Source organism: Streptomyces sp. NPDC047706, from assembly GCF_043204795.1.
In the GTDB taxonomy this organism is placed as follows: Bacteria; Actinomycetota; Actinomycetes; order Streptomycetales; family Streptomycetaceae; genus Streptomyces.
In genome coordinates this window covers 12715-32848 of record NZ_JBIDCW010000031.1, presented here as the reverse complement: position 1 = coordinate 32848, position 20134 = coordinate 12715, and the positions used below count along the sequence as shown (strand labels likewise).

Genomic DNA, 20134 nt, shown 5'->3' with positions numbered 1-20134 from the left:
CACCCGGGCGTCCGCCCGGCACGGCGGCGGATCCGGAGTCCGCCTAGAGTCGGAACATGGACCTGCCGGTGATGCCGCCCGTCAAGCCGATGCTCGCCAAGTCCGTGGCGAGGATCCCGCCGGGCATGCACTACGAGGCGAAGTGGGACGGCTTCCGGGCGATCGTGTTCCGCGACGGCGCCGAGGTGGAGATCGGCAGCCGTACCACCAAGCCGCTGACGAGGTATTTCCCGGAGCTGGTGGAGGCGCTCACGGAGCGGCTGCCGGAGCGCTGTGTGCTGGACGGGGAGATCGTGATCGCCCGGGAGGGACGGCTGGACTTCGACGCGCTCACCGAGCGGATCCACCCGGCCGCCTCGCGGGTGCGGACGCTGGCCGAGCGCACGCCGGCCTCCTTCGTCGCCTTCGACCTGCTGGCGCTGGCCGACCGGTCGCTGACGGACGTGCCGCTCGCCGATCGCCGCGCGCTGCTGGTGATGGCGCTGTCCGGGGTGACCGCCCCGGTCCACGTGGCGCCGGCGACGACCGACATCGACGTGGCGCGGCAGTGGTTCGAGCAGTACGAGGGTGCGGGCCTGGACGGTGTGGTCGCCAAGCCGCTGACGCTGCGCTATCTCCAGGACGAGCGGGCGATGTTCAAGGTCAAGCACGAGCGGACGGCGGACGTCGTCGTGGCCGGCTACCGGCTGCACAAGAGCGGGCCCGTGGTCGGCTCGCTGCTGCTCGGTCTGTACGACGACAAGGGCGCCCTCCAGCACGTCGGGGTGTCCGCAGCCTTCTCCATGGCGCGGCGCGCCGAGCTGATCGAGGAGCTGGAGCCGCTGCGCCTGGACGAGGTGACGGGCCATCCGTGGGCGGCCTGGGCCGAGGAGGCGGCGCACGAGACGGCCCGGCTGCCGGGGGCTCCGAGCCGCTGGTCGGGCAAGAAGGACCTCTCCTGGGTGCCGCTCAGGCCGGAGCGGGTGTGCGAGGTGGCGTACGACCACATGGAGAACGGCGCGCGGTTCCGTCACACGGCCCGCTTCCGCCGCTGGCGGCCGGACCGGACGCCGGAGAGCTGCACGTACGCGCAGCTGGAGGAGCCGGTGCGCTACGACCTCGCGGAGATCTTCGCGCCGCAGGCGTGAGGCACCCGGGGCGCGGCCGGGTCGCGGGCCCGGGACTCAGGGCCGCATCACGATCTTCACGGCCCCGTCCCGCTTGTGCTGGAACATCTCGTACGCCTGGGGCGCCTCGTCCAGCGACAGCCGGTGCGTGGCGAAGTCGTCGACGCCGAGCGGGTCCTCGTCGCTCAGGTAGGGCAGGATCTCGTCGGCCCAGCGGCGGACGTTGGCCTGGCCCATCCGGATCTGGAGCTGCTTGTCGAACATGGTGAGCATCGGCAGCGGGTCGGCCATGCCGCCGTAGACGCCGACGAGCGAGAGGGTGCCGCCGCGGCGTACCAGCTCGATGGCGGTGTGCAGGGCGGCGAGCCGGTCGATGCTGAAGCGCTCGGCGAGCGGGCCGCTGAGCTTGCGGGGCAGCATGGCGGACGCCTGCTGGGCGAGCCGGGCGGCGAGGCTGCCGTGCGCCTCGGTGCCCACCGCGTCGATCACGGCGTCGGGGCCGCGCCCGTCGGTCTCGTCGCGGATCGCGGCGACGAGCTCCTTCTCGTTGTCGAAGGCCCGCAGGTCGTACGTCCGCACGCCGCGTGCCTCGGCCCGGCGCAGCCGGTCGGGCACCAGGTCGACGCCGAACACCCGTCCGGCACCCCGGACCTGGGCGACCCGGCAGGCCATGTCACCGATCGGGCCGAGCCCCAGCACGGCGACGGAGCCGCCCTCGGGAATGCCGGCGTACGCGACCGCCTGCCAGGCGGTGGGCAGTACGTCGGACAGGTACAGGAACCGGTCGTCCGGCGGCCCCTCGGGCACCTTGATCGGGCCAAACTGGGCCTGCGGGACGCGCAGGTACTCCGCCTGTCCGCCCGGCACCGCGCCGTACAGGCGGGTGTAGCCGAACAGTGCGGCGCCCATGCCCTCGCCGGTCACCTGGGTGGTCTCGCACTGCGTGGGCAGCGCGTTGAGACACATCCAGCAGTTTCCGCACGCGATCTGGAACGGCACGACGACCCGGTCGCCCACCGCCAGGTCCGGTACGCCGGGGCCGACCTCCTCGACGATGCCCATGGGCTCGTGCCCGAGGATGTCGCCCGGCGTCATGAAGGGGGTGAGCACCTCGTACAGGTGCAGGTCGGAACCGCACAGCCCGGTCGAGGTGATGCGGATGACGGCGTCGGTCGGCTCCTCGATCCGGGGGTCGGGCACGTTCTCCACCCGCACGTCCCGCTTCCCCTGCCACGTCACAGCCCTCATCACCCGCACTCCCTTCCGTCGTACGCCTGCGTCTGCCGGTACTGCGGTGCGGGCCGGGTACCCGAGGGGGCGGGGCCGAACCGCCGTCCCGTGGGGCGGTCCGCCCGCTGGGCCGGGCGGGCTAGCCGACGTGCGCGATCGGCTTATTCGTAGTAGAGGCCAGTTCTGATCGGGTATGGCCAATGATGAACGGATAAGCGCACAATCGAGAGCACAGAACTGGTCGGGTGGCGGCGGTGGGCAAGGGCAGGGGACGAAGAACGCGCATGCGGCGTGCGACCGTGGTGGCCCTGGTGGGCGCCGGGACCGCGGTCGCGCTCCTGGCGGGCTGCACGGGCGGCGGCGGGCCGCACGACGACGGGCGGGCGCCGGAGCCGGGACCCGCGCCCTCGCCGTCGCCGACGCCAAGTGCGCAGCGGGCGGGCCCCGTGCTGGCCGTGAAGGTCGACAACGCGCCCAAGGCCCGGCCCCACACCGGTCTCGGCGCGGCCGACATCGTCTACGTCGAGCAGGTCGAGGGCGGGCTCAGCCGCTTGCTGGCGGTGTACGCGAGCAGCCTGCCGAAGGCGGTCGGCCCGGTGCGCAGCGCCCGTGAGTCGGATCTGGAGCTGTTGCGCCAGTTCGAGCGCCCCACCCTCGCCTTCTCCGGCGCGCAGACCAAGCTGCTGCCGCTCGTCGACCGGGCCCCGCTGCGGGCCGAGCCCCCCGGGCGGACCCCCGGCGCCTACGCCCGCGACAGCGGCCGGGCCGCCCCGCACAACCTCTACCTGCGCCCGCACCGGCTGCTGCCCGCCGCTCCCGGCGAGGCCGCCCTCACGACCGGCTTCACGTACGGCGATGCCCCCGGCGGTGGCCGGACCGAGACCACCAGGACCGTCCGGTACCCGGCGGCCCGCTTCACCTTCACCTGGGACGCGAGCCGCGGCCACTACCGGGTCGCGCTGGACGGAACGGCCGCCGCGACGACCGACGGGCAGCCGCCTGCACCCGCGACGGTCGTCGTGCAGTACGTGCGGATGCGCCCCTCGGGCTACTTCGACTCCCGGGGCAGCAACACCCCGTACACCGAGACCGTCGGCGCGGGCACGGCGCAGGTGCTGCGCGACGGGAAGTCGTACGACGCGCTCTGGAAGCGCCCGGAGCCGGGCGACGGCACACGGTTCACCACACCCGGCGGCGAGCCGCTGAACTTCGCCGACGGCCAGGTGTGGGTGCTGCTCGCCAAGGGCTGAGTCAGGGCCGGCCGAGGAGAGGCTCCGCGGGTTCGCCAGGAGCACCGGCATCGCGGTGAACGTGCCGCTGCACGCGGTCGCCGACGGCTCGCCAGGCGTGCTGGTGCTGGCCAACCGGGACCTGGGTCCCGGCGGCTGTCCGGGCACACGCGGCGGCGTACGAACCGAAGCCACGCGCGCTGCCGGAAGGCGGTCACCGGGCAGTTGCCCGCCATATGAGGGACCCTAGGACTGCAACTCGGCCAGCGCCTCCCGTGCCCGCCGCGCCAGTCCGTCGGCGCCGCACGAACGGGCCAGGGTGAGGCCCCGGCCCAGCTCGGCGGTGGAGCGGGACGCGAGGCCGTACTCGACGCGGGCGGCGGCGTGTTCGTACTGGCAGGGCGAGGCCTCCAGGTAGGTGACCGCCTGCGCGGCGAGGCGCACCTTGCGCTGGCCGGTCTCCAGATGGGCGGCGCAGCGCAGGGCCTCGCCGATGGCGGTGTCGGTGCCGAACCGCTCGGCCCGGCGGCGGGCGTCGGCGGCGAGCCGGCCGGCGCGGGCCGGGTCCTGGCCGGCGAGGGCGACGGCCAGGTCGACGGTCGAGGGTGCCAGCACCGGGTTGTGACCGCCGCGGACGGCGGCGGCCTTCTCGGCCGCCTCCAGTTCGTTGACGCCGTCCTCGGTACGGCCCACGGCGAGCAGCAGCCGGCCGCGCACCGAACGGGTGTCGGGCAGGACGATCGTGGACGGGTAGGGCGGCGTGAAGCCGTACTGCTCGGCGATCCTCCAGGCCTCCTGCACATGCCCGCGGGCGAGCAGCGTGTCGACCAGGCCGCAGGTCGCCGACCAGTACAGCGGCAGTCCACGGCCGACCCGCTCGGCCAGCCGCAGCGACTCGCGCAGGACGGACTCGGCGTCCTTCAGGCGGCCCTGCCTGCGGAAGGCGAGCCCGAGGAAGGCGTTGGCGAGGGCGAGATGGCCGCCGCTCCAGCCGGCCGTGGTGTAGGTGCGCAGGGCCTCGGCGAACAGGTTCTCCGCACGGTCGAGGCGGTCGGCGTAGGCGTAGGAGCTGCCGAGCATCATGAGCAGTTCGACACCCCACTCGGTGTCGGTCCAGCCGAGCCCGGGGGCGAGCCGGCCGTTGACGAGGGCGCGGTCGCACAGCTCCACGACCTCCTCGGCGTTCTCGCCGTGGGTCATGGCGTCGAAGGCACGCAGGATGAGCAGCGCCCGCTCGGAGTTGTCGCGGCCGGTGCAGGTGCCGGCGAGTTCGGCGAGCCTCTCGGAGCGTCCCGGGGTCTGCGCCTCACCGGCGTGGATGCCCTCCCACATGTACTGCACGGCCCGCAGCCGCAGCCGGGCTGGTCCCTCCTCGTGCCGGGCGGCCTCGGCCTCGACCGTACGGACGGCCTGCTCCAGCTGGTCGTTGTGGAGCAGGGCCTGGGAGAGTCGGAAGACCGCGTCGACGCGGGCGGGGCCGTCGAGGCCGGGCAGGGCGAGCGCGGTCCGGAGATGGCCGATGGTCCGGGCGGGCGCGGTGAGCAGGGTGGCGCAGCCGAGTTCGTAGAGCACTCGGGCGTGCACGTCGGGCCGGGGCGGTTCCTGCAGGGCGCGTTCGAGGCAGCGGCGGGCGGCGTCGGGGGCGCCGACGGCGAGGTGCTCGCGGGCGGCCTCGCGCAGCTGGTCGACGAGTTCGGTGTCGTCGTCCGGGTGGACCTGGAGCAGATGCCGGGAGGCGGCCGCTGCACCGCGGCCGGAGTCGGTGACGATCTGCGCGGCGATGCCGTGCATGGCGGTGCGCAGGGCGTCGGGGATGGAGTTGTAGACGGCGGTGGCGATCAGCGGGTGGACGAACTCCAGGTCGCCGTCGTCGGCCTGCGCGCCCGCCGGGTCCGGGGCGGTGAGGATCCGGGCCGAGCAGAGCAACTCGGCGCACCGCGCGGCTTGTTCGGGGCGCATGGTGGTGAGCCGGGCGACCAGGGCGACGGATATCCCGGTGCCGAGTATGGCTGCCGCCCAGGCGAACCGGGTCGCGTCGATGCCGAGTCCCTCCAGGCGGGCGACGAGTCCGCCGCCGCGTGCCGAGCGGTTCAGTGCGCGCAGTTCCCCGGCCGAGGGCTCGGTCGGCTCCAGTTCGGTGTCCTGCACCTTGGCGAGGAGTTCGACGGTCTCGTAGGGGTTGCCGCCGGTGACGGCCCAGACCTCGCGGCAGAACGGCGCGTCGGCGTGCGGGCCGACGGTGGCGCGGGTGAGCCCGGCGGTGGCGTCCGGGGTGAGGGCGCTCAGCGTGGTCTCCGGGCGGCCCGCGGCGGCGGCGACGGCGTCGAGGTGGCGGGCGCTCTGCCCGGTCACCTCGCCGGGCCTGCGGGCCACGACGACCAGCACGGACAGGTCGTGCAGCCGCTCCGCGAAGGCGGCGAGCCAGTGCAGGGTCTCCTGGTCGGCCCAGTGCGCGTCGTCGATCAGCAGCACCAGCGGCCAGTCCCGCTTGGCCAGCCGGCGCACGGCGACGACGAGGCCGTCGCACACGCCCTGCGGGTCGGCCCGCCGCCCGCCGGGGTCCGCGATGCCGAGGGCGGGTCCGGCGACGTCGTACCAGTCGCCGAGGTACTCCCGGGCCTCCTCGGGGAGCAGCGAGACGAGGGCGGGCTGCAGCAGCTGGCGTACGACGTTGAACGGGACGGAGCGCAGGGTCTCGCCGCCGCGTGCCGACCACACCGTGCAGCCGCGTTCCTCGGCCCGGCGGCGGGTCTCGGCGAGCAGCGCGGTCTTGCCCAGACCCGCCTCTCCGCGGAACACCAGCAGGCCGCCCGACGACGAGCGGTCCGCGCACAGGGCGTCGAGTGCCTCGACCACCCCGGCGATCTCCTCGTCCCGTTCCCACAGGGAAGCCGAGGCGCCCGCCGCCGGCGGTACCACCGTCATCCCGCTACCTCCCCGAGTCGCCCGAACGACCTACAGGGCGAGCGTAGCCCCACGGCAGGTCCGGCGGTGGATGGTCGGGGGAGTGTGGTAGCCATGGGTGACGTCCTCGTGAAAGTTGTTGACAGTCAACGACCCGTGATCCGACGCCAGTTTTCCCTTGTCGGCTCGACAGCGGTGGCTGGACGGGAGGGACGCGATGAGCGCGCCCGCGAAGGTGACCGGCACCCGGCCGGAGCGGTCCCGCCGGGCGCTGGTCGCGGGCTCGGTGGGCAACCTCATCGAGTGGTACGAGTTCGGTGTCTACGGCTACTTCGCCACCGTCATCGCCGCACGCTTCTTCACCCCCGAGGGTGGCAGCGAGGCGGAGGCGCTGGTGAAGACGTACGCCTCCTTCGCCCTGGCGTTCTTCTTCCGGCCCGTGGGCGCGGCCCTGTTCGGGCGGCTGGGCGACCGGATCGGCCGGCGGCCGGTGCTGATCCTGGTGATCGTGCTGATGACGGGGGCGACCACGCTGATCGGGGCGCTGCCGACGTACGAGACGGTGGGGGCACTGGCACCCTGGCTGCTGACCTTCCTGAGGTTGCTCCAGGGGCTGTCGGCCGGCGGCGAGTTCGGTGGGGCGGTGGCGGTGCTGACGGAGTTCGCGCCACCGGGCAGGCGCGGGCTGTACGGCTCGTGGCAGTCGTTCACCGTCGCCCTGGGGCTGCTCGGCGGGGCGGGGGCGGCGGCCCTGCTCGCCACCCTGCTGACGGAGCAGCAGCTCGGCGACTGGGGCTGGCGGCTGCCGTTCCTGCTGACGCTGCCGATGGGGCTGGGCGCGCTGTGGCTGAGGCTGCGGCTGGAGGAGACACCGGCGTTCAGCGCACAGCGGGAGCCGCGGCGCCCGCCTCCGGGTGAGGTGGTGCGGGCCATCGCGCTGGGCGCCGGGCGGATCATGGGCTGGGCGGCTGCCGGGTACACCTTCCTGGTCGTGCTCCCGTCCTACCTCCGGAGCAGCCTCGACGCGAGCTTCCAGCAGGCGCTGATCGCCACCGTGCTCGCCAACCTGGGCTTCGCGGTGACGATCATCCCGGCGGGGCTGCTCAGCGACCGGGTGGGCCGGCGGGCCGTGATGCTCTCCGGTGCGCTGCTGGTGGTGGTCCTGTCGGTGCCACTGCTGAACCTGCTCCAGGACCCGGGCGCCTCGGGGGCCGTCAAGGGCCTGGCCGTGGTCGGCGCGGGCGCGGTGGTGGGGCTGATGGCGGGGCCGGGCCCGGCGATGCTGTCGGAGATGTTCCCCACCACCGTCCGCCACACCGGCCTGGGACTCGCCTACGCCCTGTCCAATGCGGTGTTCTCGGGGTGCGCGGGGCTCATCATCACGGAGACGATCGAACGGACCGGCGACGTGGACATCCCCGCGTACTACGCGGCGGCCACCTGCGCGGTCAGCGTGCTCGCTCTCGCCACCCTGCCGGCGAAGGGCGCTTCGCGGAAGGCGGGTTGAACGGATGCGGGTGATCGGGCTGATGTCCGGCACGTCCTACGACGCGATCGACGCGGCGGCGGCCGAGCTGAGCCTCGTCGGTGACAGCCTCGTGCTGAAGCCGCTCGGCTTGGTGAGCGAGCGCTACGACGACGAGCTGCGGGCGGCGCTCGCGGCGGCGCTGCCGCCGGGGACCACGGCGATGGCGCAGGTGTGCAGGCTCGACACGCTGATCGGGCAGGCCTTCGCGGCGGCCGCCGTCCGCGCCGACCGGGAACTGTGCGCAGCGCGCTGCGAGTTGGTGGCCTCGCATGGGCAGACGGTGTACCACTGGGTCGATGAGGGCCGGGTGCGCGGCACCCTGCAGCTCGGGCAGCCCGCGTGGATCGCCGAGGCGACCGGGCTGCCCGTCGTCGCCGACTTCCGGCCCCGGGACATCGCCGCCGGGGGGCAGGGCGCCCCGCTGGTCAGCCTGGTCGACCTGCTGTGGCTGCGCGGCCGTCCGGGCACGCCGGTGGCCCTGAACCTGGGCGGGATCGCCAATATCACCGCGCCCGGCGGGAGCGCCTTCGACACCGGGCCGGGGTGTGCGCTGATCGACGCCGCGGCGCACGGGTTCAGCGGCGGCCGGCTCACCTGCGACCTGGACGGCGCACTGGCGGCCCGTGGCCGGGTCCACCCGGCGCTGCTGGAGCGGCTCCTCGCGGAGCCGTACTACGCGCTGCCCGCGCCGAAGACGACCGGCAAGGAGCTGTTCCACGTCGGCTATCTGCGCGAGGCGCTGGCCGGGGTGGGCACGCTGCCCGCCGAGGACGTCATCGCGACGCTCACCCACCTCACCGCGCGCACCGTCGCCGACGCCGTGCGGACCGTGGGCGCGACCGAGGTGATCGCGTCCGGCGGCGGCACCCGCAACCCGGCGCTGATGCGGATGCTCGGGGAGCTGCTGCCGGGTGTGGCGGTGCGCCGCTCCGACGAGCTCGGGCTGCCGTCGGAGGCGAAGGAGGCGTACGCGTTCGCGGTCCTGGGCTTCCTGACGGCGCACGGCCTGCCGGGGACGGTCCCGGCGAGCACGGGAGCCCGGCATCCGAGCGTGCTGGGCTCGGTGACACCGGGGCGCGGCGGGCTGCGGCTGCCGACGGCCCCCCGGGAGCGCCCGGTGCGCCTGGTGCTGGAGTGAGCGTGCGTCGGTCCGTGGCCTGTCCCGCGCCGTGGCGCAGACGGCCCTCCCGCACCGGAGGAGGGATCCCTCTCATCCGCTTTTCACCGAGGCCTCATACGGTGGGGGCATGACGCAGCTGACTCCTCCCGGGTGGTACCCCGACCCCGGGCAGACAAGTGACGGTCCCGCCACCGAGCGCTGGTGGGACGGCAGGGCATGGACGGGCCAGACCCGTCCGGCGGGGTCGGCCGCGGGCTGGGGTCCCCCGGCGGGTCCCGTGCCGCCCGCGCACGCCCAGCAGACCCAGCCGGCGTTCCCCGCGTACCCGGGCGGTGCCGCAGCCGCGGGTCACGGGGGCCACCAGGCGTATCCGGGGCATCCGGGGTACCCCGGGTATCCGGTCCGGCCGGCGGGCGGGCGGCGTGCCCTGCGGACCGGGATAGCCGTCGCCGCGGCGGCCGCGGTCCTCGCCAGCATCGGCATCGGGGTGTACGCGCTGACCAAGGACGACGGCGGTGCGAGCCGCGCCGGTGCGCAGCAGCAGGGGCAGGACGGCGGTTCCGGCGGCGAGGACGACGGCGGACCGTTCGGGGAATCGGGCGGATCCGGGGGTTCCGGCGGCTCCGGAGACGAATCGCCCGGCCCCCGCGAGCCGGAGGCCCCGGAGGTCGAGGGCGGCGGCACGCTGTCCGACCCGGTGAACGGGATCAGCATGCCCGTGCCGGAGGGCTGGACCGGTCAGTCCTTCCGCGTGGGCGCGCAGATGACCTCCGACGAGAGCTACAAGTGCCCCGGCGACACGTCCAAGTCGTGCACGAAGGGCGGCGCGTACTCGGCGCCCGCCCAGGTGGTCGGCACCAAGGGCAGCACGCCCGAGCAGGTGGCGAAGGCGGACATCGCGGCGAACGCCGAGGAGTCGTACGGCGGCAACAGCTACGGAGAGATCACCTCGCACCAGGTGCTGGCGTCCGAGGCGGTGACCGTGGCAGGGCAGAAGGGGTATCTGGTCCGCTGGAAGGCGGTCACCAGCAAGGGCGCCGACGGTCTGGTCGAGTCGCTGGTCTTCCCCTCGCCCGCCGACGCCGGTCAGCTCGTCGTGATCCGCTTCGGCATCGACGCCGACCAGAAGGCAACCGTGATCGACGAGATCACCAAGGGCATCAAGGCGTCGCCCGGCGGAGGCAACGGGCAGAGCGTCTGAGACGTACGCCCCCTGTTCGGCCGGGCGGGGTACCCCTCCGCTCCAGAGGTACCCCACCCGGCCGGGGGCGCGCCGCCCCCGTCCCCACGGTGCGGCGCGGTCAGGCCGGTCGTCCCGTCATCCCCTGGACGACGCGGCCTGGGTCTTCAGGTGAGTCCGAGCACCGGCAGCACGGCGGACTCCACGAACTCCAGCAGGAAGTCCGGGTCGGCGTCCCGGCCCTCCAGCATGGGCCGCACCCGCAGCACGCCGAAGATCTGCGCGGGCACGTACGGCAGCGCCCGGTGGCCGGCGTCGATCTCCCCGCGCTCCACCCCTCGCCGGAGGATCCTCTCGACCGCGGCGATCTCCGGCTCGACGAGCGTCTCGCGCAGCGCCTTCGCCAGTTCCTGGTCCTCCAGGACCGCGTGACCGAGCGCCTGGACCAGCCGGTGGTCCCGGCCGGACCACTCCCCCAGCACCCGCGCGACCTGCCGCAGGTCCTCCGCCAGCGAGCCGCTGTCGATCCCCGCGAAGCACACCCTGCGCCGGGAGCGCAGCGCCGCCGCCACGAACTGGGGCTTGGTCTTCCACTGCCGGTACAGCGTGGACTTGCTGCACCGCGTGCTCGCGGCGACACCGTCCATGGTCACGGCGTCGTATCCGCACTCGCGGATCTGTACGAGCACCGCGTCGAAGAACTCCTGCTCACGCTCCCGCGTCAGCTTGGAGCGGCGCGAGGCGCCGACCGTCTCCGGTCGGTCCGCGGCCTGCGACGTCATGGGTCCTTCTCCTCGCTCCGGTCACGTCCGGTCCTGCGGCCCGAGGCCCGTGGTCCAGTGTGTCGTACGCAATCGATACGCCAGTGTACCGGTACTGAGACGTATCGGTACACTGACGTACCGGTACGCCACCGTATCGATGAGCCTTCAGCACCACCGTCAGTGAAGGGGCCGGGGGATGAATGCCCGCACCGAGCCTGCCGAGGACGACTCCGCCATAGCGCGGCCGCCTCTCGTCCGCGAGTTCCTGCTGGTCGCAGGGCTCTTCCTCGTCTACAAGTCCGGCCGGCTGCTCGCGTCCGACCACACCGACGTCGCCTTCCGCAACGCACACCGCGTGTGGGACCTGGAACGGGCCGTCCGCCTTCCGGGCGAGGGCTGGGCGCAGTCCCTGCTGCTGCACGGCGACACGCTGGTGCGGGCGGCGAACACCTACTACGCCACCGTCCACTTCCCGGCGACGGCCGCCTTCCTGGTCTGGCTGTACCTGCGGCGCCCCGGCCACTACGTCTGGGCCCGGCGGGTACTCGCGGCGCTCACCGCCGCCGCGCTGGTGCTGCACCTGACGTTCCCGCTCGCACCGCCACGGATGCTCGCGGACACGGGGCTGGTGGACACCGCTCAGGTGTACGGACCGTCCGTGTACGGCTCCCCGGAGACCGACCAGCTGGCCAACCAGTTCGCGGCGATGCCCTCGCTGCACTTCGGCTGGGCGCTGATGGTGGCGGTCGGCCTGATCGCGGCGACCCGGTCGCGGCTGCGCCCGCTGTGGCTGCTGCACCCGCTGCTGACCCTCCTTGTGATCGTGGGCACCGCGAACCACTACTGGCTCGACGCGCTCGTCGCGGCCGCGCTGCTCGCCGGGGCGCTCACGCTGGTCCGGCCGGCCGTGCGAGGCGCCGCAACGGCCGCCCGGGCCGTCGTACCGGCACCACGAGCGGCACGGGACGCGGCAGGCGCTGCGGCGCACCGCAGGACGACGGAACGGCGACCGGCGCGGGACGATGCGCCGGAACCGGAGCTCGTGGAGGCCGGCCGATGAGCGCGACCGCGCTCGCCGTCGTCCTGTCGCTGCTCTCCGCCGTCGCCTACGCGGCCGCGGCCGTCGCCCAGGAGCGGCTCGCCGCCCGCCTCTCCGGCTCCGGCGTGCTGCGGCTGCTGGGCAGCGCGGCCTGGTGGGTGTCGGTGGCGCTGAACGCCTCGGGCGCGGTGCTGCACGTCGTCGCCCTGAAGTACGGGCCGCTGACAGTGGTGCAGCCGCTGGGGGCGCTGACGCTGGTCGCCGCGGTGCCGATGGGGGCCCGGCTCGCGGGGCGCCGGGTCAGCGCGGTGGAGTGGCGGGGCACCGCCTTCACGCTGGCCGGCCTGGCCGCGCTGCTCGTGACGGCGTCCGGGCCCGCACCCGACGAGGTGCTCGGCGTGACCGAGGCAGTGGCGGTCGCGGGATCGGCCGCCGTGCTGATCGGCGCGCTCGCCCGGCCCGGGACCCGGCCCGGTCTGCGGCACGCCGGCGCGTCCGGCATCGCCTCCGGGGTGGGCTCCGCCCTCACCCAGACGGTGACGGTGGCCGCGACGGACGCCACGGGCCAGCTGCTCAGCGTCCAGGTGGTGGGAGTCGCCCTGCTCGTCGCGGTGTTCGCGAGCGGCGGTCTGCTGCTGTCGCAGACCGCCTACCGGGGCGGGCTCGGCGCCCCGCTCGCCGTCGTGACCCTCAGCAACCCGCTGGCCGCTTCCGTGATCGGCATCTGCGTGCTGGGGGAACGGCTCCAGGGCGGGACGGCGGGCGTGCTGCTGGCCGTCACGGGGGCGCTGCTGGCGTCCTGGGGCGTGGTGCAGCTGTCCCGGACCCCGTCAGTCGGCCGGCCTGCCCTGCCGCCCGAGCCGGAGACGCCGGTGCCCCGGCCACCACGGCCGGGACACCTCACGCCGCTCTGAGCGCCGCGCCCGCCACCTGGGGCGCGCCCTGACGGCTGCTGCGTGATGATCGCCGGGTCGCTCACGCCCGGGCGCCCGTTGTCGACGGGACCCGCGAAGCGCCGCGGGTAGGAAGGGCCGGCGTCGGAGGTGACCGTCAGGTCGTACCAGCGCCTGCCCTTCGACAGGTCGGCGACGTGCTGGACCGTCGAACCGCGGCGCACCACCACTCGGGATGTCATCCGAGAGACCGGCACGCAGTGGTCGGCCGGCGGGCACCGGGCGGTCGGCGCGCCGCGTGAGCGGAATCGGGACTGTCCCGTCGCGGACGGCCGGGACCGGCCATCGTGGTCGCCGGAGGCGTCACCGCGGACTGCCGGAACACCCGCCGGCGCGCCGCCTCCCCCCGGCCCGACCGTGGCGCCGTCGGCGACCTGAACGCCGACGGTGCCCGGTCAGGCCTCGGGGGTGGGTACCACCGTCAGATGGCTCGCGGCACCGCGGTCGCGGGACCGGCGGCGGGAGGCGCCGGGCCGGCGCGGCTCGCGCAGCACCATGGTGAGCCGGGTGCAGCCCAGCTCCCGCAGGGTCCTGGGCGTCTCGGCGACGATGCGGCAGTCGGTGGCGCCCCAGCGCGGGTCGGGGTGCAGCAGCGGACGCACCGCCCCGTCGTGCTCGACGGCCGCCTCACCCACGGCGCGCACCCAGTGCGGCAGCCCCTGCCGGTAGGCGGCCTCCATGATCGGGTCCTGCGCGATCTCCCGCCGGATGGCCTGCAGCCCGTGGTCGTGGCCGTGCCGCTCCACGGTGTCGGCGAAGTGGGCCAGCATCGGCAGGCACCAGCGCGACTCGTGCTCCCCGAGCACGCTCGCGGCATCGGGGTGGAACAGCACGAACCTCAGGAAGTTGTCGCCCGGCATGGCCGTCGGATGGGGCGTGACCCCGCGGAAGAGCGACGCGAACGCGCTGTTGGCCAGGACGACGTCCCAGCGGCGGTCGACGACCACGGACGGGAAGGGCACGGCCTCCATGACGGCGGCGTAGTCCTGGAGATACGACTGGGCCTCGGAATCGTCGGGGACGGACCGCAACGCGGACCGCTGCCCTCCTGCCTGGTGTGCCATCGGGAGGTCACCCCTCTTGCCTATGCGGCCTTCACGCGGCGACCCGATCCTGATGCCCCGAAGCTTTCCATGTCAACTATCGTGGCATTTCATGCCGGTTGACGGCTGAAATTGGCCACAGTTGTGGCGAGACCTGGATGTGAGTTCGAACCAACCGCTACTCTCCGGGAAGTTCACGGGAACCACTCGCGATGAAGTACGTGAGAGACGTAGGAGACCTGTCGGTGACGGATGGCTACGAGGTTGCGGGCGCCACGGCGACGGCCACCCTGCCGGCCGTGATCGCCCGCGTCACCGCACTGGCCGACCGGCTGGGCGTGCCGCACGCGGAGGTCTTCGACACCGCTCGGCTGTCCGTGGCCAGCGGTGTCCCCGAGCCCGTCGCCAGGGACCTGCTGCGCGGCCGCCCGGCGGGCGAGCCCGACGTTCAGGCGCGTTTCCTGCAACGCCTGGACCTGCTGCGCCGCACACGGCTGAAACCCAACGGGCGCAAGTACACCCAGCAGGAGATCGCCGACGGCGCCGGGATGTCGCGGCAGCAGGCGGGCGCCCTCATCAACGGCGACCGCCGGCCGACCATGGAGCACTGCGACGCCATCCAGCGCTTCTTCCGGGTGCACGCCGGATTCCTCACGGCCGAGGACCCCGAGGCGCTCGCGGACGTCCTCCAGCGCACCGAGCAGGAACTGCTCCAGAAGCTCGCCGACCGGGAACGGGAGGCGGCAGCGGCGGCGGACGACCCGCTGGAACGGCTGCTCCAGGACCACGGCGTGCGGGGGATCGCCTGGCGGGCCGCCCAACTGCCCACCGACCAGCACCGCGACAAGGTCGCCGAGTGGCTGGACATGCTCCTGGAGAGCGTCAAGCGGCCCGAGTCGTGATCGGGGAGAGAATCTGTGGGCATCGGTAAGGAAATGCGCCGTCTGTGCGGCGAGCTGGTCGCGGAGCTGACCCTGCCCGCGCCGGCGCGCCCCGCCGACCTCTACAGCGCGCTGTGCGACGGGATGAGCAGACGCCGCGGCCGCCCCGTCCACTTCCGTACGGCCGCCTTCCCGGTCGGTACGGCCAGCGGGCTGTGGCTCGACATGGCCGACCAGGACCTCGTGGTCATCGAGGAACGCACCGCCCCCGACCACCAGTTGGTGATCCTCGGACACGAGCTGTGGCACATGAAGGCCGGGCACTGCAGCCATCACGTCGAGGGCGCCGCCGTCGCCGCGCGTTTACTCGACGACAACGCCGACCTCCAGGCCACCGTGCTGAAGGTCGCCGCCCGCACCCGCTTCGACCTCGCCGACGAGAAGGAGGCGGAGAGCTTCGGGTTGCTGCTGGCGAGCAAGTGCCGCACATGGCTGGCGGGTTCGGCGCTTCGCGGGCCCGTGCAGCGCGATCGTCTGGCGGGGCGGATCGAGGCGTCGCTGGGCTACATGGGCCCGCAGCACCAGTAGCGGCGGCCCGCACCGGCCGCCCACGCCGTGGGCCGGTCCGCCATGCCCCGGCCGAAGCCCCTTCACACCAGGGTCGGAGCAGCGCCTTCGCGCCGCGTCGCGGCGGTGTCGCGCTTGCGCTGAGCGGGCGAACCGGGGCGCCGCCGGGCCGGATTGTCAGTGGTGGACGGCAAGCTGGGGGTGCGCCGCCGAATGCGGGGGCGTACGTGCCGTCCGGGCACGTGTGGCGACGACGAGACGGGGAGAGCCGACCGATGCCCACTGCCGTACTGACCGACCGGGAACGCACCGCCGTTCAGGCCTATCTGCGCCTGCTGCACACCGTGCGAGCCGCGTTCGACACCGCGGCCGGCCCGCCGGAGGCCTGCCGGCCACCCGTGGTCCCGCCCGCCGTGCTCGCCGAGGCGGAACAGGCACTGTCGCAGGCCGGTCTGACGGGCAACGAGGAGGCGTTCTTCCGGCTGTTGCAGAGCCGGTTCCCCGAGCCCTGAGCCCGGCGGGCCCGAGCCAAGGGGGCGAGCGCCGCACGCCGTCAGGCGTGCGGCACCGTCACCGAAGTGGCCACCAGCCCCCGCTGTACCGTCCACCGGCCGTCGAAGGCGCCGATGCGGCGGCCACCGACCACCGGGCCCGGGACGAGAAGCCCGGCGTGGAATCGGCCGTGGCTCGCGCCTTCGGGGCCGACGGCGATGTCGATGTCGGCCTCCGTGAAGTCGAGCCACTTGCGGGTGAGCGGGAACCACGCCTTGTAGACGGACTCCTTGGCGCTGAACAGCACACGCTCCCAGTGGACGCCGGGGTGACGCGCGGTCAGCAGGCGCAGCCGCTCCTGCTCGCCCGGCAGGGCCACCACCTCCAGCACACCGGCCGGGAGGGGCGCGTGCGGTTCGGCGTCTATGCCGAGGGACGCCAGGTCGGTCTCGCGGACCAGCGCGGCGGCGCCGTAGCCCTCGCAGTGGGTCATGCTGCCGACCAGCCCGGCCGGCCAGCCGGGGGCACCACGCTCTCCGGGCAGGACGGCCTGCGGGGGCACGCCGAGTTTCTCCATGGCGCGGCGGGCGCAGCCGCGTACGAGAGCGAACTCGCGCCGCCGCTTGGCGACCGACCGGGCGACGATCGCCACCTCCTCGGGGTACAGCGGCGCCGGCTCGCCCCCGTCGTCGCCGTGCACCTCCACGGTCACGACCGCGGCAGGCAGCAGCTCCTCGATCACGACGTCGTGTCCTCCTTCGGCAGGATGCGGCGCAGCCGGCCCGGCGGTTCCTCGCGCCTTCGCCACTCGCGCGGATAGCCCACCGACACCTCCTCGAAGCGGACGCCGTCGCGGTAGGTGGTCCGTGGGATGTGGAGGTGCCCGTAGACCATCGTCTCCACCCGGAACCGCCGGTGCCAGTCGGCCGTCAGCCGCGTGCCGCACCACATGGCGAACTCGGGGTACCACAGGACCTCGGTCGGGTGACGGTCCAGGGGATAGTGGTTGACCAGCACGGTCGGCAGCTCTTCGGGGATCTCGGCGAGCCGCCGCTCGGTCTCGGCGACCCGGGCCCGGCACCACGCCTCGCGCGTGGGATAGGGGTCGGGGTGCAGCAGATGCTCGTCGCTGCACACGATCCCGGTCGAGTGCGCGTACGCCAGCCCCTCGTCCTTCGTGGTGCAGCCGGCCGGCAGGAAGGAGTAGTCGTACAGCAGGAACAGCGGCGCCACGGCCACCGGGCCGCCGGGGCCGTCCCAGAGCGGGTACGGGTCCTCAGGGGTCGTCACGCCCAGCTCGCGGCACATGGCGACCAGATGCTCGTAGCGGGCGACGCCGCGCAGGGTGACGGAGTCGGACGGGTGGGTCCACAGCTCGTGGTTGCCGGGGACCCAGATCACCTTGCGGAAGCGGCCCGCGAGAGTCTGAAGCGCCCAGTGGATCCGGGACACGCTCTCCGCCACGTCCCCGGCCACCAGCAGCCAGTCGTCATCGGTGTCGGGGCGCATCTTCTCCACCAGCTCGCGGTTCTCCGCGTACCCGATGTGCAGGTCGCTGATGGCCAGCAGCTGTCCGGCACCACCGGCCGTCGATGTCACCTGTCGCCCCCTCACGATCACACGGAGGCACCACGACAACACATGCGCGCCTCGGTCGGCAAGGGCCACCGGAGTGTATCGGGGGTGTCGGGAACGCGCGCGACGGGTGGGCCCGATCGGCCATTCCGTAACCCGCACGTTGCACGCGGCGGGCTCGCGAAGCCGTATGATCGCCCCAACACCACCGCCCACAAATCCCTTCACGAAGGGCGGTTCGGTGTCCCTTCCACCACCCCCAGGCCGGGCCGGCCCCGCTCCGCCGTGCCCGCGAACCGTGAAAGGCGGCCTGCATGGTCTCTCGCGTACGCGTCTGGCTCAACCGCACGTACGCGGAGAACGTGTTCTTCATGGATCAGCTGCGGAGAAATCCCGGCGACCGGGCCGTCGAGATCCATGCCACGCACGGCGACCCCGACTCCCCCGTCCTCGCCGCCGCCGACACCGCCGAGCTGGAGCCCGAGGGCCTCTCCCCGGCCGCGTACGTCGAGTACGCCCTGAACGTGTGCGCCCGGCGCTCGATCGACGTGTTCGTGCCGCGTCTGCACCAGGCGGCGGTCGTCGCCCATCGCGCGGAGTTCGAGGCGGCCGGTACGGCGCTGCTGGCACCGCCGCCGGAGGCCGTGGCCGTCTTCCAGGACAAGGTGATCGCCTACGAGGCGGTCCAGGCGATCGGCGTGCCGGTGCCGCCGTGGTGGCGGGTCCGAAACGCCGACGAACTGCTCGCCGCCGTGCAGGAGTTGGAGGCGGGCGGGCACAAGGCCTGCTTCAAGCCGGCGTCCGGTGCCGGCGGCGTGGGCTTCCGTGTGATCACGCGCGCCCCCTTCTCGCTGCTGCACCTCGACGGGTTCCCCACCCCCTACGTCCAGCTGGAGCTGGTGCTGCGGGCGCTGCGGGAGGCCGACGAGCCGGTGGACTGGCTGGTGATGCCACGGCTGGAGCAGCCGGAGGTGTCCGTCGACTGCCTCACCGGGCGGGACAACCTGGTCCGGCTGGCCGTGGGACGGACGAAGAGCGGGCGCCGTCGCGGGTTCACGCTGCACGAGCAGTTCGTGGAGCCGGCGCGGCGTATCGCCGAGGGGTTCGGGCTGCACCATCTGTCCAACATCCAGTTCCGGATGTTCGGTGAGCGGCCGGTGCTGATGGACGTCAACACGCGTCCGGCCGGCGGGCTGCACCAGCTGTCGCTGTGCGGGGTCAACGCGCCGTGGGCCGCCGTACGGCTGGCCCTGGGCGACGACCCCGGGGAGATCGTGCCGCCGTTCCTCGGCCAGGACTACACGGTGGTGTCCGCTCCACGGCAGGTGCGGCCGGTCTCCATTCCGCCGCAGCGGACGGCGGCGGAGCCGGCCCCCCTGCTGCCGGCGGTTCCCTCGCCGGCGCCCGTCGGGCCGACGGCACAGGTTCTGCCGCTCTAGGGGATGCGCCGGGTACGGTGCGGGGGTGCGGGCTCGTCGCGCCGTCCTCCCGCGCCGCTGCCCGGCGCTCTCCGGGCTCTAGACCTGGTAGCCCCACACCTTCGCCAACTCCGCCAGACGGGGCGGGAGTTCGGCCGCCGGATCGGCCTCGCGGGCGGGCTGGATGCGGCCCGACTTGATCGTGCTGCTCCAGTCGCCGAGCTGGGGGCGGAACCTGCCGTGGTCGCGGCTGCCGTAGTCGAGCATGCCGCTCTCCCACTCCACGCCGAGGTACTCGCACAGGCCGCGCGTCACGTGCTCCGGCTCGGCGGTCAGGTCCTCGTAGGTGAGCACATGTGCGTCGAGGTTCCGGCGCGCCTCCTCCAGCTTCTCCGCGTAGTCCAGGACCTCGGCGTGGATGGCCGCCAGGTCGGGGTCCTCGCGGCGGTCGGTCAGGGAGGCGACGATCGCGCCCGGGTGGCGGAGCAGCAGGATGTAGCGGGCGTTCGGCCAGCATCGCTGAAGCCTCGGCCAGATGAGGGTGTTGGGCGGTGTCTTGTCGACGATGACGTCCTTGCCGCTGCGGACCAGCTCCAGGTGCAGGATGCGGTCCCACAGGACGTGTTCCAGCTCCTCCTTGTCGAGCTTCAGCTCCTGCATGGCGGCCGCGGTGAAGCTGCGGGTCAGCTGCACATGGACGGTGCGCAGATGCATCTCGTGCGGGGCGCGGACACGGCTGTGGCTGTTGAGCAGCACCCGCAGCAGGGTCGAGCCGGAGCGCACCGAGGACAGCACGAAGACCGGTGACTCCACCAGCCTGGGGGCGGGCGGTGCGGTGAACGAGGGGTTCTTCTCCGAGCCGGGCCGGGGTGCGGGAATCGCGTCCAGGGCGCGGCGCGGTGGACTCACCGCCTGGATCATCAGCCTCCCCCGACGCCTCAGTCCCTTGCCGATCGACGACATACGCGGGTCTCGCACCGTGCCACCTCTCTTTAGCGCCGTGCCTCCGCATGTCACGGGCATCAGGCGAACTCCAGATGTCCGAAGGGCGAACGGCCGGGGTCACGGATACCGGAATCCGGCCCATGACCTGGCGGTTCACCGC

18 protein-coding genes and 1 pseudogene are annotated in these 20134 nt (G+C 73.5%); 11 read left to right on the top strand and 8 right to left on the bottom strand.

Annotated features, from left to right (window positions below):
• The first annotated feature begins 56 nt into the window (after nucleotides 1–56).
• Nucleotides 57–1127 (top strand): ATP-dependent DNA ligase, encoded by a 1071-nt coding sequence (locus ACGF8A_RS29620; RefSeq protein WP_393113279.1) that lies wholly within the window; start codon nucleotides 57–59, stop codon nucleotides 1125–1127.
• 36 nt (nucleotides 1128–1163) lie between these two features.
• On the opposite strand, the gene ACGF8A_RS29615 is transcribed toward ACGF8A_RS29620, so the two are convergent.
• Nucleotides 1164–2354 carry a zinc-dependent alcohol dehydrogenase gene (locus tag ACGF8A_RS29615; RefSeq protein ID WP_393113277.1) on the bottom strand — a complete coding sequence of 397 codons (1191 nt, stop codon included), beginning with the start codon at nucleotides 2352–2354 and terminating at the stop codon, nucleotides 1164–1166.
• Nucleotides 2355–2620: 266 nt separating this feature from the next.
• Here ACGF8A_RS29615 and ACGF8A_RS29610 point away from each other — a divergent pair, with 266 nt between their 5' ends.
• Entirely contained in the window at nucleotides 2621–3586 is a 966-nt protein-coding gene (locus tag ACGF8A_RS29610; RefSeq protein WP_393113276.1) for a DUF3048 domain-containing protein, read from the top strand.
• A gap of 225 nt (nucleotides 3587–3811) precedes the next feature.
• Here ACGF8A_RS29610 and ACGF8A_RS29605 read toward each other — a convergent pair whose 3' ends face one another.
• Nucleotides 3812–6490, bottom strand: coding sequence for an ATP-binding protein (locus ACGF8A_RS29605; protein WP_393113275.1), 2679 nt, complete (start codon nucleotides 6488–6490; stop codon nucleotides 3812–3814).
• 196 nt (nucleotides 6491–6686) lie between these two features.
• Here ACGF8A_RS29605 and ACGF8A_RS29600 point away from each other — a divergent pair, with 196 nt between their 5' ends.
• From ACGF8A_RS29600 to ACGF8A_RS29590, 3 genes are all read left to right on the top strand, one after another.
• Nucleotides 6687–7976, top strand: a complete 1290-nt coding sequence (locus ACGF8A_RS29600) for an MFS transporter (RefSeq protein ID WP_393113274.1) — start codon at nucleotides 6687–6689, stop codon at nucleotides 7974–7976.
• Between the two features lie 4 nt (nucleotides 7977–7980).
• Nucleotides 7981–9135: an anhydro-N-acetylmuramic acid kinase gene (locus tag ACGF8A_RS29595; protein WP_393113273.1), complete on the top strand. Its 1155-nt coding sequence runs from the start codon at nucleotides 7981–7983 to the stop codon at nucleotides 9133–9135.
• Nucleotides 9136–9244: 109 nt separating this feature from the next.
• Complete coding sequence (locus tag ACGF8A_RS29590; RefSeq protein ID WP_393113272.1) at nucleotides 9245–10318, top strand: DUF2510 domain-containing protein; 1074 nt, start codon at nucleotides 9245–9247, stop codon at nucleotides 10316–10318.
• Between the two features lie 146 nt (nucleotides 10319–10464).
• Here the strand turns inward: ACGF8A_RS29590 and ACGF8A_RS29585 are convergent, their stop codons facing one another.
• Nucleotides 10465–11079 (bottom strand): TetR/AcrR family transcriptional regulator C-terminal ligand-binding domain-containing protein, encoded by a 615-nt coding sequence (locus ACGF8A_RS29585; protein ID WP_393113271.1) that lies wholly within the window; start codon nucleotides 11077–11079, stop codon nucleotides 10465–10467.
• A 178-nt stretch (nucleotides 11080–11257) separates the two neighbouring features.
• On the opposite strand from ACGF8A_RS29585, the gene ACGF8A_RS29580 reads away from it, so the two are divergent.
• Complete coding sequence (locus ACGF8A_RS29580) at nucleotides 11258–12121, top strand: phosphatase PAP2 family protein (protein ID WP_393113270.1); 864 nt, start codon at nucleotides 11258–11260, stop codon at nucleotides 12119–12121.
• On the top strand, nucleotides 12118–13014 hold the full coding sequence (locus tag ACGF8A_RS29575) for a DMT family transporter (protein WP_393113269.1): 897 nt from the start codon (nucleotides 12118–12120) through the stop codon (nucleotides 13012–13014). The genes ACGF8A_RS29580 and ACGF8A_RS29575 overlap by 4 nt, the downstream gene beginning before the upstream one ends.
• 41 nt (nucleotides 13015–13055) lie before the next feature.
• On the opposite strand, the pseudogene ACGF8A_RS29570 reads toward ACGF8A_RS29575, so the two are convergent.
• Nucleotides 13056–13223: pseudogene (locus tag ACGF8A_RS29570) on the bottom strand (phospholipase domain-containing protein); the annotation flags it as partial.
• Nucleotides 13224–13448: 225 nt separating this feature from the next.
• Nucleotides 13449–14117 (bottom strand): hypothetical protein, encoded by a 669-nt coding sequence (locus tag ACGF8A_RS29565; protein WP_393113268.1) that lies wholly within the window; start codon nucleotides 14115–14117, stop codon nucleotides 13449–13451.
• Between the two features lie 224 nt (nucleotides 14118–14341).
• Here ACGF8A_RS29565 and ACGF8A_RS29560 point away from each other — a divergent pair, with 224 nt between their 5' ends.
• From ACGF8A_RS29560 to ACGF8A_RS29550, 3 genes are all read left to right on the top strand, one after another.
• Nucleotides 14342–14998: a helix-turn-helix domain-containing protein gene (locus tag ACGF8A_RS29560; RefSeq protein ID WP_393113329.1), complete on the top strand. Its 657-nt coding sequence runs from the start codon at nucleotides 14342–14344 to the stop codon at nucleotides 14996–14998.
• A 33-nt stretch (nucleotides 14999–15031) separates the two neighbouring features.
• Nucleotides 15032–15565, top strand: coding sequence for a toxin-antitoxin system, toxin component (locus ACGF8A_RS29555; RefSeq protein WP_393113328.1), 534 nt, complete (start codon nucleotides 15032–15034; stop codon nucleotides 15563–15565).
• A 254-nt stretch (nucleotides 15566–15819) separates the two neighbouring features.
• Nucleotides 15820–16056 carry a hypothetical protein gene (locus ACGF8A_RS29550; RefSeq protein ID WP_393113267.1) on the top strand — a complete coding sequence of 79 codons (237 nt, stop codon included), beginning with the start codon at nucleotides 15820–15822 and terminating at the stop codon, nucleotides 16054–16056.
• Nucleotides 16057–16097: 41 nt separating this feature from the next.
• Here ACGF8A_RS29550 and ACGF8A_RS29545 read toward each other — a convergent pair whose 3' ends face one another.
• Both ACGF8A_RS29545 and ACGF8A_RS29540 read right to left on the bottom strand, forming a co-directional pair.
• Complete coding sequence (locus tag ACGF8A_RS29545; RefSeq protein ID WP_393113266.1) at nucleotides 16098–16778, bottom strand: 4'-phosphopantetheinyl transferase; 681 nt, start codon at nucleotides 16776–16778, stop codon at nucleotides 16098–16100.
• Complete coding sequence (locus tag ACGF8A_RS29540; protein WP_393113265.1) at nucleotides 16775–17635, bottom strand: metallophosphoesterase family protein; 861 nt, start codon at nucleotides 17633–17635, stop codon at nucleotides 16775–16777. The genes ACGF8A_RS29545 and ACGF8A_RS29540 overlap by 4 nt, the downstream gene beginning before the upstream one ends.
• A 290-nt stretch (nucleotides 17636–17925) precedes the next feature.
• On the opposite strand from ACGF8A_RS29540, the gene ACGF8A_RS29535 reads away from it, so the two are divergent.
• On the top strand, nucleotides 17926–19050 hold the full coding sequence (locus ACGF8A_RS29535) for an ATP-grasp domain-containing protein (RefSeq protein WP_393113264.1): 1125 nt from the start codon (nucleotides 17926–17928) through the stop codon (nucleotides 19048–19050).
• 78 nt (nucleotides 19051–19128) lie between these two features.
• Here ACGF8A_RS29535 and ACGF8A_RS29530 read toward each other — a convergent pair whose 3' ends face one another.
• Nucleotides 19129–19992 carry a sulfotransferase family protein gene (locus tag ACGF8A_RS29530; protein ID WP_393113327.1) on the bottom strand — a complete coding sequence of 288 codons (864 nt, stop codon included), beginning with the start codon at nucleotides 19990–19992 and terminating at the stop codon, nucleotides 19129–19131.
• Between the last annotated feature and the right edge of the window lie 142 nt (nucleotides 19993–20134).

Coding starts and splice junctions, on each gene's coding strand:
- ACGF8A_RS29605 (WP_393113275.1), bottom strand. CDS start 6,490: ATGACGGTGGTACCGCCGGCGGCGGGCGCCTCGGCTTCCCTGTGGGAA.
- ACGF8A_RS29590 (WP_393113272.1), top strand. CDS start 9,245: ATGACGCAGCTGACTCCTCCCGGGTGGTACCCCGACCCCGGGCAGACA.
- ACGF8A_RS29530 (WP_393113327.1), bottom strand. CDS start 19,992: ATGTCGTCGATCGGCAAGGGACTGAGGCGTCGGGGGAGGCTGATGATC.
- ACGF8A_RS29575 (WP_393113269.1), top strand. CDS start 12,118: ATGAGCGCGACCGCGCTCGCCGTCGTCCTGTCGCTGCTCTCCGCCGTC.
- ACGF8A_RS29565 (WP_393113268.1), bottom strand. CDS start 14,117: ATGGCACACCAGGCAGGAGGGCAGCGGTCCGCGTTGCGGTCCGTCCCC.
- ACGF8A_RS29555 (WP_393113328.1), top strand. CDS start 15,032: ATGCGCCGTCTGTGCGGCGAGCTGGTCGCGGAGCTGACCCTGCCCGCG.
- ACGF8A_RS29600 (WP_393113274.1), top strand. CDS start 6,687: ATGAGCGCGCCCGCGAAGGTGACCGGCACCCGGCCGGAGCGGTCCCGC.
- ACGF8A_RS29595 (WP_393113273.1), top strand. CDS start 7,981: ATGCGGGTGATCGGGCTGATGTCCGGCACGTCCTACGACGCGATCGAC.
- ACGF8A_RS29585 (WP_393113271.1), bottom strand. CDS start 11,079: ATGACGTCGCAGGCCGCGGACCGACCGGAGACGGTCGGCGCCTCGCGC.
- ACGF8A_RS29610 (WP_393113276.1), top strand. CDS start 2,621: ATGCGGCGTGCGACCGTGGTGGCCCTGGTGGGCGCCGGGACCGCGGTC.
- ACGF8A_RS29535 (WP_393113264.1), top strand. CDS start 17,926: ATGGTCTCTCGCGTACGCGTCTGGCTCAACCGCACGTACGCGGAGAAC.
- ACGF8A_RS29620 (WP_393113279.1), top strand. CDS start 57: ATGGACCTGCCGGTGATGCCGCCCGTCAAGCCGATGCTCGCCAAGTCC.
- ACGF8A_RS29550 (WP_393113267.1), top strand. CDS start 15,820: ATGCCCACTGCCGTACTGACCGACCGGGAACGCACCGCCGTTCAGGCC.
- ACGF8A_RS29580 (WP_393113270.1), top strand. CDS start 11,258: ATGAATGCCCGCACCGAGCCTGCCGAGGACGACTCCGCCATAGCGCGG.
- ACGF8A_RS29615 (WP_393113277.1), bottom strand. CDS start 2,354: ATGAGGGCTGTGACGTGGCAGGGGAAGCGGGACGTGCGGGTGGAGAAC.